The organism is Magnetovibrio sp. PR-2 (assembly GCF_036689815.1).
Taxonomy (GTDB): Bacteria; Pseudomonadota; Alphaproteobacteria; order Rhodospirillales; family Magnetovibrionaceae; genus Magnetovibrio.
This window is the reverse complement of the sequence record NZ_JBAHUR010000008.1, coordinates 78843-92962: the sequence shown is the minus strand read 5'-3', so window position 1 is coordinate 92962 and position 14120 is coordinate 78843. Positions and strand designations below refer to the sequence as shown.

The following is a 14120-nucleotide window of genomic DNA, read 5'->3' as shown; positions in this document are numbered from 1 at the left end:
ATGTGCGAACTGAGTAAGCTTAATTTTGCTGCGGTGCAGCGTGTGCTGGGCGAAGGCTCGTCCAAGTCTACCGACAACAGGGAACTGATCTCATGAGTGGCGAAATTCTGACCAAAGGCGCAGGTGCTGCGCCGGGGAATGCCTATTACTTTGACGAATTGGAAATCGGCCAAAAAGCCAGCTTCACCAAGGAAGTCACGGACGCTGACATCCAGGCGTTTGCGGACGTATCGGGCGACAACAACCCGGTTCACTTGGACCCGGAATTTGCCGCAGAGCACACGCCGTTCGGCGGCTGCATTGCGCACGGCATGATGTCAGCGGGTTTTGTCTCCACGGTCTTTGGCACCGTTTTGCCGGGGCCGGGAGCGATTTACATCAACCAAAGCCTCAAATTCCGCGCGCCGGTCAAAGCTGGCGATGTGGTCACGGCTGAGGTCGAGATCACCGATCTGATTGAAAAGCGTGGCTTTGTGCAATTCAATTGCCGCTGTCTGGTTGACGGCAAAGAGGTTTTGATCGGCGAAGCGACCTTGATGCCGCCCAAGCGCTAAAGCTTGAAAATGCGCGGGCTAGGGGATTTGCGCTGATTTTGCGTAATTTCCCTTGACCCAGCGCGTTCCCATGGGCACTTTTCGCGCATCATGCGCATCTTTAGACACTACACCGACCTGCCAGAAGACGCCCGCGGCTCCGTCGTCGCCATTGGCAACTTCGACGGCATCCACAAAGGCCACCAAGTTGTCATCAACGAGGCCGGGTCCATTGCGCGTGCCACCAACGTGCCGTGGGCGGTGATGTCTTTCGAGCCCCACCCGGACGCATTGTTCAAACCGGACGGTGCGCCGTTTCGTCTGTCCACCATGCGCACCAAGGCGCACATGATTGAACAACTGGGCGTGGACGAGCTGTTGGTTCAGCATTTCGACTTTGCATTTGCTGGCCTCACGGCACAGCAGTTTGTCGAAGACGTTTTGGTGGGCGGTTTGGGCGCAACCCATGTGGTTGCCGGCTATGACTTTCAATTTGGCCAAAAGCGCTCCGGCGATTGCGACACATTGTTGCACATGGGCCGCGAACTGGGTTTTGGTTTCACCGCCGTGCCCAAAGTGGCGGATGAAGACGGCATTGTGTATTCGTCGACCCGCGTGCGGGAGTATTTGATTGCAGGCGACCCGCGCGGCGCGGCCCACGTTCTGGGACGCCCCGCAGAGTTGGAAGGCCGGGTCGAAAAAGGCGACCAGCGCGGCCGCCAATTGGGCTTCCCCACAGCCAATTTAGATCTCAGCGATTTTCTCCGCCCGGCGCTTGGCGTATATGCCATCCGCGCAGGCGTGGATGAAGGCCTGGAGACGCAGTGGATCAACGGTGTCTGCAATGTGGGCAAACGCCCCACCTTCAAGGACGGCGAAGACGTTTTGTTGGAGGCCCATCTCTTTGATTTTGAAGGCGATTTGTACGGCAAGCACTTGCGTGTGCAGCTCATCGAACGCCTGCGCCCGGAACAAAAATTCGCCGGGCTTGACGCGATTAAAGCGCAAATTGCCATTGATTGCGAAAAAGCTAGAGAAATCTTGTCAAAAGAAGGCTAAAACAGGCCTTCGATTTATCCAAACAATTCCAGTTTTATAACGGTATTCCCAGATCATGACGGACTACAAAAACACAGTCTTTTTGCCCCAAACCGATTTTCCCATGCGCGCAGGCCTGCCCAAGCGTGAACCGGAAACCTTGAAGCGTTGGGAAGAGATTGACCTGTTTGGTTTGAGCCGCAAAGCGGGCGAGGGGCGCGATCCGTTTGTTTTGCACGACGGCCCCCCGTATGCGAACGGGCACCTGCACATCGGCCACGCGCTCAACAAAATCTTGAAAGACGTGATCGTACGCTCCCAACAAATGATGGGCAAAGACGCGAACTATGTCCCCGGGTGGGATTGTCACGGCCTGCCGATTGAGTGGAAGATCGAAGAAAAATACCGCGCCGAAGGCAAAGACAAAGACGAAGTCCCCGTTGTGGAGTTTCGTCAAGAATGCCGCGAGTTCGCCGCCGAGTGGATCAAGATCCAAAAAGAAGAATTCAAGCGCCTGGGCTGTATCGGCAACTGGGACTTACCCTACACCACCATGACCCACGACGCCGAAGCGCAGATCGTGGCGGAGTTGGGCAAGTTCTTGATGAACGGCTCGCTCTACAAAGGGGCCAAGCCTGTCATGTGGTCGGTGGTGGAAAAAACCTCATTGGCTGAAGCTGAAATCGAATATCACGATGTAAGTTCGCAAACGCTGTTTGTACGCTTCCCCATCAAAGAGACATCGGTTGACGCGATCAAAGACGCGTCCATCGTGATCTGGACCACCACACCGTGGACCATCCCCGCCAACCGTGCGGTGGCTTATGGCGACAACATTGAGTATGTCGTGTTTAACGCGACTAAGGCCGAAGACGACACCCGTCTCGGCAAAATGGTTGTCGCTAAAGAACTGTTGGAAGACGTCTGCAAAGTGGCTGGCATCACGGCGCATGAAGTCGAAGCGACGTTTAAGGGATCCGAACTTGCAGGCACGGTCTGCGCACACCCGTTTGCGGGCCATGGCTATGATTTTGACGTTCCGGCTTTGGCCGGTGACTTCGTCACGACCGAATCGGGTACCGGCATCGTTCACATTGCCCCCAGCCACGGCGCAGATGACTGGGAATTGGGCATGAAGCACGGGGTTCCCGTGCCTAACACCGTGAACGGCGATGGTCTCTACACCGACCAAGTGCCCATGTTCGAAGGTATGCCAATCTTGATCTTCGATGAGAAGAAAAAGAAAACTCGCTATATCGCCAACAAACATGTGATGGAAAAACTCGATGAGTTGGGCGCCCTGTTGGCGTCCGATCGTGTCGAACACAGCTATCCGCACTCGTGGCGGTCCAAAGCGCCGGTGATTTTCCGCAACACGCCGCAGTGGTTTATCTCCATGGAGCAAAACGATCTGCGCGAAAAGGCTTTGAAAGCCATTGATGAGACACGCTTCGTGCCTGCGCAAGGCAAGAACCGCCTGCAGTCCATGATCGCCGAACGCCCCGACTGGTGCGTGTCGCGTCAGCGGGCCTGGGGCGTGCCCATCGCCGTGTTCGTCGATAAAAAGACGGGCCAGCCCTTGCGCGATCAAGCCGTCATGGACCGCATTGTGCAAGCCTTCAAAGAAGACGGCGCGGATGCTTGGTATACGCGTGATCCTCAAGAATTCTTGGGCAACGACTTGAATGCCGACGACTTCGACAAGGTCGATGACATCTTGGACGTTTGGTTTGATTCGGGCTCGACCCACAGCTTCGTTTTGGAAAATCGCGACGACCTCAGCTGGCCTGCGGACCTTTATTTGGAAGGTTCCGACCAGCACCGCGGTTGGTTCCACTCCTCACTTTTGGAAAGCTGCGGCACGCGTGGGCGCGCACCCTATGACGCGGTTTTGACCCACGGCTTCGTGCTGGATCAAGACGGGCGCAAGATGTCCAAATCCATGGGCAACGTGACCAGCCCGCAAGACGTGAACGACAAGTTCGGTGCGGATATTTTGCGTTTGTGGGTGGTGGGCTCGGACTATTCCGACGACCTGCGCATCGGGCCCGACATCATCAAAAGCCACACGGACGTTTATCGCCGCTTACGCAATACGTTGCGCTATCTGCTGGGCAACTTGGACGGCTTTGAAGAATCAGAGCGTTTGGATCATGCCCAAATGCCCGAGCTGGAACGCTGGGTCCTGCACCGTTTGTGGGAACTGGACGCCAAAGTGCGGGACGCGTGCGAAAACTTCCACTTCCACCCGTTGTTCACGGAACTCCATAACTTCTGTGCCATCGAGCTGAGCTCGTTCTATTTCGACATTCGCAAGGACACGCTGTACTGCGAACGGCCCGATTCGACCTTGCGCCGCGCAACACGCACGGTGTTGGACGAAATCTTCAACTGTCTGACGGCTTGGCTGGCACCGTTTGCGTGTTTCACGGCGGAAGAAGCTTGGCAAGCCCGCTTCCCCGACGCCGACAGCGTGCACCTGCGCCTGTTCCCGGACGTTCCGGCGAACTGGGAAGACGATGCATTGGCCGCCAAATGGTCAAAAGTTCGTGAACTGCGCCGCGTCGTTACAGGTGCGTTGGAAATCGAACGTGCGGAAAAACGTATTGGTTCCAGCTTGCAAGCCGCCCCGAAAGTCTACGCCCCGGCGGATTACGTCACGGCCATGGTCGGCGTCGATTTGGCCGAAATCGCCATCACATCTGACGCTGAATTGATCGAAGGCGACGTGCCCGACGGTGCGTTCACCGTGGACGGTATCGCAGGCGTCGGTGTGGTTTCTGCGTTGGCAGACGGCGAAAAATGCGAACGCTGCTGGAAAGTTTTGGACGATATTGGCTCCAACTCCGCACATCCGACGGTGTGTGGACGTTGTGCCGACGCTGTCGAACACGCAGGGGCTTAAACCATGAGCGCTTCAGCGGATCAGCTGAAAAAGGCGAAGGCCATGGGCTGGACCGTGGCTGTTGCCATATTCGTGTCGGATCAAATTTCTAAGTATCTGATATTGAACTTGTTTCAAGCCGCCGCGCAGCCGTACTTTGAGATCACCCCGTTTTTCAACATCGTATTGGCGTGGAACCCGGGCATCAGTTTTGGCATGTTTGGCGATGTGGGCGACCACGGTCCGGACATTCTGATTGGGCTGAGTTTGGTGATTTCTGCAGCCCTCGCGGTGTGGCTCAGTAAGGCTGATTCACGTGTAAGTGCGCTGGCTTTTGGGGCGATTATCGGCGGTGCTTTGGGAAATGTGATTGATCGTTTTCGCTTTGGTGCCGTGACAGACTTCCTAGATGTGCATGTTTTGGGGTATCATTGGCCTGCATTTAACGTCGCCGATAGCGCTATTGTTATGGGAGCGATGCTGATCGTGTGGGAATCCTTGTTTGCAAAACCGTCCCAAGAAGACGACAATGAACAGATGGATGGTAAAGCCTAAGGCATGGAAAAATGAAGACAGTCAAATTTGCAGCGTTGGTTTTGGTCGGTGCCGTGGCCCTTACGGGGTGTGATGGTGCGCGCAAAGCCTTGACGCAAACCAAAGCCGCGCCGGACGAATTTTCGGTTTATACCCGCGCACCGCTGACCTTGCCGCCGGACTTCGGCCTGCGTCCGCCGTCCGAAGCTGCGGGAACGCGCGAAGCCGATAACGCACAAAACCAAGCCCGTCGCGTGTTGTTGAGTGGCCGAGAAGCCCAAAACCAACCGATTCAAGCGGATACGCCCGGCACCACGGCCTTGTTGTCGAAAGCGGGCGCGCACAATGCTGAGCCCGACATTCGCAAAACGGTGAACCGTGAAACCTCGGCCTTTGCCGAAGAAGATCAAAACTTCATGGAAGCTTTGATGTTCGAGCCCGACCCCGGCGACGTAGTTGAGCCGTCGGGTGAGATGAAACGCATCCAAGAAAACCAAGCGTTGGGTCAGCCGGTGAACGAAGGCGAAAGCCCCGTTATCCGCAAGAAATCCCGCGCGCCTCTGGAAGGTGTATTTGGCGGCTGGTTTAACTAGACCGTTGCTTTCATAACAACAAAGGGCCGGATTGACCGGCCCTTTTTTATTCCTTTTTTTGCCGCATTAGGCACATATATTTTAGCCAGTCTAAAAACTTAAAGTGAATTTGATGCGCACATTTATCGTTTCTCTCTTCTTATCGGCTGTTCTCCTCGTGGCGTCGCATGCGCGCGCAGAGGGCGTGTTCAATCCGCACACCTTTACCCTGAAAAACGGGATGGAGGTCGTCGTTCTGCCCAATCACCGTGCCCCCGTGGTGCTGCATATGGTGTGGTACAAGGTGGGCTCGGCGGAAGAACCCGCAGGTAAATCCGGCATTGCACACGTGCTTGAACACTTGATGTTCAAAGGCACGCCCAAGCACCCCGACGGTGAGTTTTCCACACGTATCGCCGAATATGGTGGGCAGGAAAATGCCTTTACCAGCTTGGATTACACTGGCTACTACCAAACCGTGGCGTCCGACCAGCTCGACATGGTGATGGAGCTGGAAGCCGACCGCATGACCAATTTGGTCTTGAGCGAAGAAGACGTCCGCACCGAGCTGGCAGTGGTGTTGGAAGAGCGCAATTCGCGCATCGAAACCAAACCAGCGGCGCGGCTGCGCGAACAATCTAACCAAAAACTGTATCCCAAAGATCATCCCTACGGACGTCCCATCATCGGCTGGCGTGACGAGTTGGAACAGTTGACCCGCGAAGATGCGTTGGCGTTTTACAAAGACTATTACGCCCCCGACAACGCCATTTTGGTGGTTGCGGGCGACGTGACGGTGGAGCGTGTCAAAGCCTTGGCTGAACAGCACTACGGCCCCAAAAAACCGTCCGGCTTGGCGCCGCGCCAATCGCTGTTGATTGACGCCAAAATCGAAGGCGGGGAAACGGTGTTGGCGGACCCGCGCGTCAAACAAGCCAGCTGGTCGGACAATATCATTCAGCCGTCTCTCACCAATGGCCATGCCACACGTGTGGCGGCCTTGGAAATCTTATCGGAAATTTTGGGCGGCGGCGGAACGTCGCGTCTGTATCGTGCCTTGGTGATCGAACAGCCCTTGGCCGTGTCGGTGGGGACGTATTACGATTCCGGCCAGCGCGGTGACGGGCGGTTCGTGTTCTATGCGTCTCCGCTTCCGGGCGTTGAATTGGATGATTTGAAAACCGCAGTCTACGCAGAAGCCGACAAGCTTCTGGCCGCAGGTTTGGGACAAGATGAATTGGCGCGGGTCAAAAAACGCATGCAGGCGGAAGCTGTCTTTTCGCGAGATTCTCTTAAAACCGGAGCTTGGGCCATCGGCGGCGCATTAGCCCAAGGCCACACCATTGAAGACGTTGAAAAATGGCCGGACCGCATCTCTGCGGTGACGGCAAAAGACGTGCTCGACGCGCTCAAAGCTGTGATGGATGAACCCAAACGGACCACGGCCAAGCTGTTGCCCCAACAAGGAGCCAGCCAATGAAACTGAAATGGCTCATGGCAGTTTTTATCGCCGTTCTTCCCGTTCAAGCCTTTGGCGTAGACGTCCAACGCGTCGAAAGCGACAAGGGTATCGTCGCTTGGTTGGTTGAAGACCATTCCAACCCCGTGGTCGCTATCCGTTTCGCATTTTTAGGAGGATCAGAGCTGGATCCGGTAGGCAAAAAAGGGCTCGCTAATCTCGCCGCCAGCACGATGGATGAGGGCGCGGGGGAGATGGACAGTCAAATGTTCCAGCAAACCCTGACGGATCAATCCATCACCCTTCGTTTTGAAGCGGGCTACGATCGCTTTTCCGGGCGGATCAAAACGCTGACGGAGAACTTAGACCGCTCGGCAGAGCTGATGAACTTGGCGTTGACCCAACCGCGCTTTGATCAAGAGCCCGTGGCGCGGCTCAAAAGCCAGATCATTTCGGGCATTCGCTCCAGTTCGGAACGTCCAGGCAAAATCGCGTACAACGCGCTCTATCAAACCATGTTCGACGGCCACGGTTATGCCCATGACAGCGACGGCACCGTGGAAACGGTCGAAGCCATCACGCAGGACGATCTGAAGGCCTTTGTGCGCACGCGTTTGGGCCGTGAAAACCTGATCATTGGCGTGACGGGGGATGTGACGGCTGAACAGCTCAAAGTCATTTTAGACCAAGCGTTTGGCAATCTGCCTGGGCAGCCTGCGTTCCAGCACCAGCCCCATACCCAAGCCAAAGTGAGCGGAAAGCTTGAAGTCATCGAACGTGACATTCCGCAAAGCACTATTGTTTTCGGTCAAGCCGGTTTGAAGCGCCAAGATCCCGACTATTACGCCGTGTTGGTGATGAACCACATTTTGGGCGGAGGATCGTTTACCTCCCGCCTTTATGACGAAGTGCGTGAAAAACGCGGTTTGGCCTATTCGGTCGGCACCGGGAATTATCCCATGGCCTTGGCCGGGGTGTTGATCGGATCGGCGGCGACAGAAAATGCCCGGGTGGCGGAAACTGTGGACGTGATTCGCACTGAATGGGCACGCATGGCCAACGGCGATATCACCGAGGCTGAGCTCACCAGTGCCAAAAACTATGTGATGGGCTCGTTTCCGTTGACGCTAACCTCTACCGACACCATTGCACGGGTCTTGGTTTCTATGCAAATCAATGACTTAGGTCTGGAGTATCTGGACAGGCGTAAAACATATATCGGTGCGGTGAGCCGAGACGACGTCAATCGCGTGGCGCGCACGCTGCTCAAGCCCGATGCGTTGGACATCATTATCGTCGGACGTCCCGCAGGCATTGTCTCAAAGCCCTGACGTGGTAATCTGGGGGCCGATTCCTGGGGGTATTGCCGCTGGGAACTTAGGTTTTCTACAAGATCAGGGGCGCGATGCTCTACCGTCACATTATTCAATCCTGTTTCCGCACGCACGTGGGCGAACACGGCCTTTTGGAAGAAGAGTTTCACGAGCTCCAAGCCCAAACCGGCCAAATCATCGACGGCCTGCGCCAAGCGCGCGACGACGGAACGTTGCCGCTGTTGAGCTTGCCTGCGCACACGGACGATCTCGAAGAGCTGGATTTTATCGCCAAGCGGTTTCGCAAAGCCTTCGACGATGTGGTTATTCTGGGCACAGGGGGTTCGTCTTTGGGCGGGCAGACGTTGTATTCGCTAGCCGACAGTGGCTTTGGCCCGCGCAAAGGCGGCCCGCGCCTGCACTTTTTGGACAATGTGGACCCAGATACGTTTGAACTGTTGTACGAACAGCTGGATCTCAAACGCACGGGCTTCATTGTCATCTCCAAGTCCGGCGGCACGGCGGAAACCGTGGCGCAGTTCATTGCGTGCTTGGACCGTTTGATGACGTTGATCGGGCGCGATCGTGTGCCGCGTCACGCCTTGGTGATTACAGAGCGCGACAACAAAAGCAATCCGCTGAGATCTCTGGCAACGCGTTTGAACCTGAAAATTTTGGACCATGATCCCAACATTGGCGGGCGTTATTCGGCGCTGAGCTTGGTGGGGCTGTTGCCGGCCATGATCGCGGGGCTGGACGCTGAAGCCGTACGCCGTGGGGCCTTGGAGGTTCTCAATGCGACGTTGGAAGGCCCCGATCCGCGCGAAAGCGACCCAGCTGTGGGTGCGGCGATTAAGGTCGCGTTTTTGAAGAAAAAAGGCATCGCCAACACGGTGATGATGCCCTACGTGGATCGTTTGGCGAACTTTGGGCTGTGGTTTCAACAGCTGTGGGCCGAAAGCTTGGGCAAAAATGGGACGGGATCGACCCCGATCCGCGCCATGGGGACGCGCGATCAGCACAGCCAGATGCAGCTCTACTTAGACGGTCCGCGCGACAAAATGTTCACGCTGATCACGTTGGAGGTGGCCGGTAAAGGTGGTTTGATCTCCAACGCTTTGGTCAAAGAGTCCGAACTGGAATACCTGCAACGCCGCCGCATGGGGGATTTGCTGGACGCCGAACAACGCGCCACCGCGCAGACGCTGATCAACAACGGCTGCCCCACGCGCTTGTTTGAATTGGAACGCCTGGACGAAGAAGTTATGGGTGGGCTGATGATGCATTTCATGTTGGAAACCATGATTGCGGCAGGCTTGCTGGGTGTGAACGCGTTTGACCAACCGGCTGTCGAAGAAGGTAAAGTCCTGGCGCGCAAATTCTTGCTGGACATGGGCGAATGATCCGCAGGCTCCCGGACACTCTGGTCAACCAAATCGCCGCCGGTGAAGTGGTGGAACGCCCGGCAAGCGCGTTGAAAGAGCTGGTGGAAAACGCCCTGGATGCAGGTGCGTCCAACATTGAAATTCAACTGCGCGACGGCGGGCGTTCACTCATCTGCGTGACAGACGATGGTAAGGGCATGGACCCGGATGAACTGGCGTTGGCTGTGGAACGGCACGCAACGTCGAAACTGCCCGACGATGATTTGGTGCACATTCAGCACTTGGGCTTTCGCGGTGAAGCGCTTCCATCCATCGGCGCGGTGTCGCGCCTGACCATGACGTCTCGCACCGAAGACGGCGACAGTGCTTGGTCCATCCACGTGGAAGGCGGCAAAGTCGGTGATGTTCAACCGGCGGCCCACCCGAAAGGGACGCGCGTTGAAATCCGCGATCTGTTTTTTGCCACGCCCGCACGTTTGAAGTTTTTAAAAACACCGCGCACAGAGCTCAGCCACGCCACAGAGATGATCAATCGCCTAGCCATGGCGCATCCGGGTGTCAGCTTCGTGTTGTCCGACGGCATGCGGACGGTGACGCGTCTCAATCGGGCTCAGGGCGATTTTCTGTCCAAGCGCCTAGACCGTTTGGGCCAGGTCATGGGCCGGGATTTCTTCGACAACGCTTTGTTGGTGGAGGCCGAACGCGAAGGCATTCACTTGGCCGGGCACATCGGCCTGCCGACGCTCAATCGCGGCAATGCACAGCAGCAATACATGTTTGTGAACGGGCGGCCCGTAAAGGACAAGCTGTTCTTCGGCGCCGTGCGGGGCGCGTATCGGGATTTTTTGGCGCATGACCGCTACCCTTATATTGCGCTCTACCTCGACGTGCCGCCTGATCAAGTGGACGTCAACGTGCATCCGGCGAAAACCGAAGTGCGGTTTCGCGATGCGGGTTTGGTGCGCGGTCTCATCGTTAGTGCACTGAAACATACGTTGGCCGATGCGGGACACCGGGCATCGACCACGGTGTCCAACGCAGCCTTAGGCGCTGTTCAAAACACTGAATTCACCGGCCAAGGTCAGTTTCAGTCGCGCCCTTACACCCAAGGCACGGGCTATCCAACCCAACACCTGTCAGATCGCGCCGCTGAATTTCAAGCCCCGCTGAACAACTTGGATATGACGCCTACGGCCAACACCCAAGGCAGCGCGCCAGGGATGGCTGAGCCCATCGAAGACGGTGCGGACTTCCCGTTGGGTGTCGCCCGCGGCCAAGTGCACGAAACCTATATCGTCAGCCAGACCGCCGACGGCATCGTCATCGTCGATCAACACGCCGCTCACGAACGTTTGGTTTATGAGCGCATGAAACAGGCCCTGGCCGAGGGTGGCATCAAACGCCAAGGCCTGTTGCTGCCCGAAGTGGTAGAGCTCGACGAACCTGCCGTGGTGCGCCTGTCCAAGCGCATTGACGAGCTGGCGGAACTGGGGCTTATCATTGAGCCCTTCGGCGAAGGTGCGGTGGTGGTGCGCGAAGCACCGGCCCTGTTGGGGCAAACCGACATTCAGACCTTGGTGCGCGACTTGGCCGACGATTTGGCAGAGTGGGGGGAGACCTTGTCGCTTCAAGAAAAGCTGTCCGACGTTGCCGCGACCATGGCCTGCCACGGCTCGGTGCGTTCTGGACGGCGGTTAAACGCGCAAGAGATGAACGCACTGCTGCGCGAAATGGAAGCCACGCCGCATTCCGGTCAATGCAACCACGGACGGCCCACGTACGTGGAGCTCAAACTCAGCGATATTGAAAAGTTGTTTGGTCGGCGCTAAGACGAGAACCCGCCGGAAACGACGCAACTGATATAATCCATGTCCGACATGCGGATGTGGCGTGTCAGCCACATGGATAGGAACTGCCCGGCTTCGTTGCGGGTGGTGTCTAAGTCTTCGGTTTCCAACATGATGCCGAGCTCTAACAGTTTGGCGATGAAGATGCCGTGTTCTTCTTGGTGTTTTTCCAAGTTGACGTAGCCGTTGGCCGCCATCAGATCTTCTTCGCGATCAAAGTGATAGCGGGTGTAGTCCACCAGATCGTTGATCAGAGTGGTCAGTTCTTCACGCGTTTTGTCGTCGTCGCTCCCGAAATCATTAATGATATCCAGCAGCTTTTTATGGTCGCTATCGATTTTATCAATGCCGACACTCAGGGATTGATCCCATTCAATAAGCATATTTTTTTGATCCACTCTCAGCGCGCCCCACTGATGCCGTATTTATATCAGTGTCTCCTGATTCACAGGCAAGGTCAATTCTTCATACGATCTAGGGGCACAAAAAAAGGCCGTGGAACCCCAAAAGGGGAACCACGGCAAAAGAGAAATACGTGGACGAAGGGAGGGCTATCCGTTCGTTGTGGTATTCCCCTGGGAGTCGGTCGCGTTCTTCTGCATTTTAGCAGCGAACGTCATCAGGAATTTGAGAGCTTGTTGCGTTTCAGGCTTGCTCAGCATCGAAACGGTAGACATTAAGCCCCCAGAAGAGTTTTCAGCAGCCGTTTCAATGGCTGCGTCGTGCATGGCGTCAACGGTTTCGCCTGCGAACTCGGCCAAGTGTTCGTTGGCCACGTTGGAGATCATGCATTCCATCCAGATCACCAAACGCTCGACCATGGAATCGGTCAGAGCCGAGCGTGCGCCGTGCAGCAAGATCACCAAGTCGAACAAGGTGTCCAGTGCACCGGAGCGTTGCAGCTCGGTCATGCGATCCATGATGTTGAGCACCGCATCGCGGGTGTCTTCGTTGTTGAGACGGTCCAGCACTTCCAAGGCATTGCCGCCGGTTTCGGCGAAACGTTCCACCATACCGTCGGTGAGTGCGTCTTGGGCGGCTTGGACCAAGCGCAGTCCGTTGTCTTGAGTATCACTCATGATAGGGCCCCTCCCTTACAGAAGACCGCGGGCGGACAGCCAATACAGTCGGTTGTATGCCAGTTTGAACCAGTGGATCATTTGCGAAGGCGCACCGGGGTTCGGCGGCGTTTCGTAGTTGAACCACACGTACGTTCCCGTTTTCATGCCCGTTTCCACAAAGCAGAACACCTTGCCGTCGTAGTCACGCGCCCAGCGTCCCTCGGTCAGCAATGAAGCCAAGTTGTCGATGACGGTGTCCGCTTCGAAGTGTGCCGTGGAACCGGCTTTGGAAATCGGGATGTTGGTGGTGTCGCCACAGACAAACACGTCGCTGTGTTCGGGGTGGGTGAGCTTTTTCCTATCGGTCGGCACCCAGCCGCCGTCGCCCAGACCGGATTCCGTGATGACTTCTGCGCCGTTGTGCGGCGGGATGGTGACCAAGAAATCGTAATCCAGCGTGACGCCTTCTTCCGATTCAATGGTTTTACCGGCCGGGTCGACTTCTTTGGTGTTGAAGAAGGTTTCGTACTTGATGCCTGCTTCATCCATGGCCGGTTTGGCCCATTCGGCAACCGGCTCCAACGCGTGAAGGCGACCGATGGGATAGGTATAAGTGATTTCCGTTTTATCCCACAGCCCTTTGCCTTCTAGATACTCTTTGAGCATGAAGGTAATTTCCAAGGGGGCGACTGGGCACTTGTGCGGTGCGTTGACGTTGACGACGATTTTGCCGCCTTCGAACTTGTCCAGGGCGTCGCGCATTTTGCGGGCACCTTCCAAGTCGTAGAGCCAGTGCGCGCCTTCGGCCAAACCCGGAATGTTTTGCGGCATCAAACGCGAGCCAGTGGCGATGACCAAATAGTCGTAGTCATGCACGGTCCCGGAGTTACATGTGACCTTCTTGTTTTCGACGTCGATGTTAGTCGCCGGGTCGATGTGGAAGATAACGCGCTTGTCCAAGACTTTGCGCTGCGGGCGGAACAGTTCGCGCTCGCGGATTTTACCGAACGGAATGTAAAGCAAGCCCGGTTGATACATGTGCGTATCGGACGTGCCCAACATGGTGATGGAAACGTCGCCTTTGCGGATTTCTTCGCCGATGTGACGAATCAATCCGTTGGCAATGATGGTGCCGGCTAAACCGCCACCGACGATGAGTACTTTTTTCGACATAAGAATCCTCCCTCTAACCCCCTCACTTCTCATGCTCCCCAGCATGGAAAGGGCATGTCGTTACTTGGTTTTTTTCACGACCACAAACCAGTGGTCTTCCTTCTCCCCAGAATCGACCGTTTCATGGCCAACTTTGGCGGCCCATTCGGGCACGTCTTTTGCGGTGCCTTGGTCGGTCGACCAAATCTCCACCTCTTCACCGATTTCCATCAGCTTTAACGCTGCAATCAGTTCCATCAAAGGACCGGGGCAAAAGGACCCGCGTGCATCGATGATTTTCCGCTCACTCATAATTTATGGCCTCCCTGGCCGTACTTTTTG

13 protein-coding genes are annotated in these 14120 nt (G+C 56.1%); 9 read left to right on the top strand and 4 right to left on the bottom strand.

Annotated elements, in window-relative coordinates:
* The first annotated feature begins 92 nt into the window (after positions 1-92).
* The 9 genes from V5T82_RS11280 to mutL all read left to right on the top strand — a co-directional run bounded on the left by V5T82_RS11280 (position 93) and on the right by mutL (position 11547).
* Complete coding sequence (locus tag V5T82_RS11280; protein WP_332895740.1) at positions 93-554, top strand: MaoC family dehydratase; 462 nt, start codon at positions 93-95, stop codon at positions 552-554.
* 90 nt (positions 555-644) lie between these two features.
* Positions 645-1592, top strand: coding sequence for a bifunctional riboflavin kinase/FAD synthetase (locus V5T82_RS11275; protein WP_332895739.1), 948 nt, complete (start codon positions 645-647; stop codon positions 1590-1592).
* 52 nt (positions 1593-1644) lie between these two features.
* The gene (gene ileS / locus V5T82_RS11270) at positions 1645-4476 is read left to right on the top strand and encodes an isoleucine--tRNA ligase (protein WP_332895810.1); all 2832 of its coding nucleotides are present in this window, start codon (positions 1645-1647) and stop codon (positions 4474-4476) included.
* 3 nt (positions 4477-4479) lie between these two features.
* Positions 4480-5010 (top strand): signal peptidase II, encoded by a 531-nt coding sequence (lspA, locus tag V5T82_RS11265; protein ID WP_332895738.1) that lies wholly within the window; start codon positions 4480-4482, stop codon positions 5008-5010.
* Positions 5011-5021: 11 nt separating this feature from the next.
* The gene (locus V5T82_RS11260) at positions 5022-5582 is read left to right on the top strand and encodes a DUF3035 domain-containing protein (RefSeq protein WP_332895737.1); all 561 of its coding nucleotides are present in this window, start codon (positions 5022-5024) and stop codon (positions 5580-5582) included.
* Between the two features lie 112 nt (positions 5583-5694).
* On the top strand, positions 5695-7041 hold the full coding sequence (locus V5T82_RS11255) for a M16 family metallopeptidase (protein WP_332895736.1): 1347 nt from the start codon (positions 5695-5697) through the stop codon (positions 7039-7041).
* Positions 7038-8351, top strand: a complete 1314-nt coding sequence (locus tag V5T82_RS11250; protein ID WP_332895735.1) for a M16 family metallopeptidase — start codon at positions 7038-7040, stop codon at positions 8349-8351. Before V5T82_RS11255 ends, V5T82_RS11250 begins: the two co-directional genes overlap by 4 nt.
* 74 nt (positions 8352-8425) lie before the next feature.
* On the top strand, positions 8426-9736 hold the full coding sequence (locus V5T82_RS11245; protein ID WP_332895734.1) for a phosphoglucose isomerase-related protein: 1311 nt from the start codon (positions 8426-8428) through the stop codon (positions 9734-9736).
* The gene (mutL, locus tag V5T82_RS11240) at positions 9733-11547 is read left to right on the top strand and encodes a DNA mismatch repair endonuclease MutL (RefSeq protein WP_332895733.1); all 1815 of its coding nucleotides are present in this window, start codon (positions 9733-9735) and stop codon (positions 11545-11547) included. Before V5T82_RS11245 ends, mutL begins: the two co-directional genes overlap by 4 nt.
* Here mutL and V5T82_RS11235 read toward each other — a convergent pair.
* The 4 genes from V5T82_RS11235 to V5T82_RS11220 all read right to left on the bottom strand — a co-directional run bounded on the left by V5T82_RS11235 (position 11544) and on the right by V5T82_RS11220 (position 14090).
* Positions 11544-11948, bottom strand: coding sequence for a bacteriohemerythrin (locus V5T82_RS11235; protein ID WP_332895732.1), 405 nt, complete (start codon positions 11946-11948; stop codon positions 11544-11546). The two genes, mutL and V5T82_RS11235, sit on opposite strands and share 4 nt — an antisense overlap.
* Before the next feature lie 168 nt (positions 11949-12116).
* The gene (locus V5T82_RS11230; RefSeq protein WP_332895731.1) at positions 12117-12644 is read right to left on the bottom strand and encodes a helical membrane plugin domain-containing protein; all 528 of its coding nucleotides are present in this window, start codon (positions 12642-12644) and stop codon (positions 12117-12119) included.
* Between the two features lie 15 nt (positions 12645-12659).
* The gene (locus V5T82_RS11225; protein ID WP_332895730.1) at positions 12660-13799 is read right to left on the bottom strand and encodes an NAD(P)/FAD-dependent oxidoreductase; all 1140 of its coding nucleotides are present in this window, start codon (positions 13797-13799) and stop codon (positions 12660-12662) included.
* Between the two features lie 60 nt (positions 13800-13859).
* Positions 13860-14090 (bottom strand): sulfurtransferase TusA family protein, encoded by a 231-nt coding sequence (locus V5T82_RS11220; RefSeq protein ID WP_332895729.1) that lies wholly within the window; start codon positions 14088-14090, stop codon positions 13860-13862.
* Positions 14091-14120: the final 30 nt, after the last annotated feature.

Coding starts and splice junctions, on each gene's coding strand:
- V5T82_RS11280 (WP_332895740.1), top strand. CDS start 93: ATGAGTGGCGAAATTCTGACCAAAGGCGCAGGTGCTGCGCCGGGGAAT.
- V5T82_RS11275 (WP_332895739.1), top strand. CDS start 645: ATGCGCATCTTTAGACACTACACCGACCTGCCAGAAGACGCCCGCGGC.
- lspA (WP_332895738.1), top strand. CDS start 4,480: ATGAGCGCTTCAGCGGATCAGCTGAAAAAGGCGAAGGCCATGGGCTGG.
- V5T82_RS11260 (WP_332895737.1), top strand. CDS start 5,022: ATGAAGACAGTCAAATTTGCAGCGTTGGTTTTGGTCGGTGCCGTGGCC.
- V5T82_RS11255 (WP_332895736.1), top strand. CDS start 5,695: ATGCGCACATTTATCGTTTCTCTCTTCTTATCGGCTGTTCTCCTCGTG.
- V5T82_RS11250 (WP_332895735.1), top strand. CDS start 7,038: ATGAAACTGAAATGGCTCATGGCAGTTTTTATCGCCGTTCTTCCCGTT.
- V5T82_RS11245 (WP_332895734.1), top strand. CDS start 8,426: ATGCTCTACCGTCACATTATTCAATCCTGTTTCCGCACGCACGTGGGC.
- mutL (WP_332895733.1), top strand. CDS start 9,733: ATGATCCGCAGGCTCCCGGACACTCTGGTCAACCAAATCGCCGCCGGT.
- V5T82_RS11235 (WP_332895732.1), bottom strand. CDS start 11,948: ATGCTTATTGAATGGGATCAATCCCTGAGTGTCGGCATTGATAAAATC.
- V5T82_RS11230 (WP_332895731.1), bottom strand. CDS start 12,644: ATGAGTGATACTCAAGACAACGGACTGCGCTTGGTCCAAGCCGCCCAA.
- V5T82_RS11225 (WP_332895730.1), bottom strand. CDS start 13,799: ATGTCGAAAAAAGTACTCATCGTCGGTGGCGGTTTAGCCGGCACCATC.
- V5T82_RS11220 (WP_332895729.1), bottom strand. CDS start 14,090: ATGAGTGAGCGGAAAATCATCGATGCACGCGGGTCCTTTTGCCCCGGT.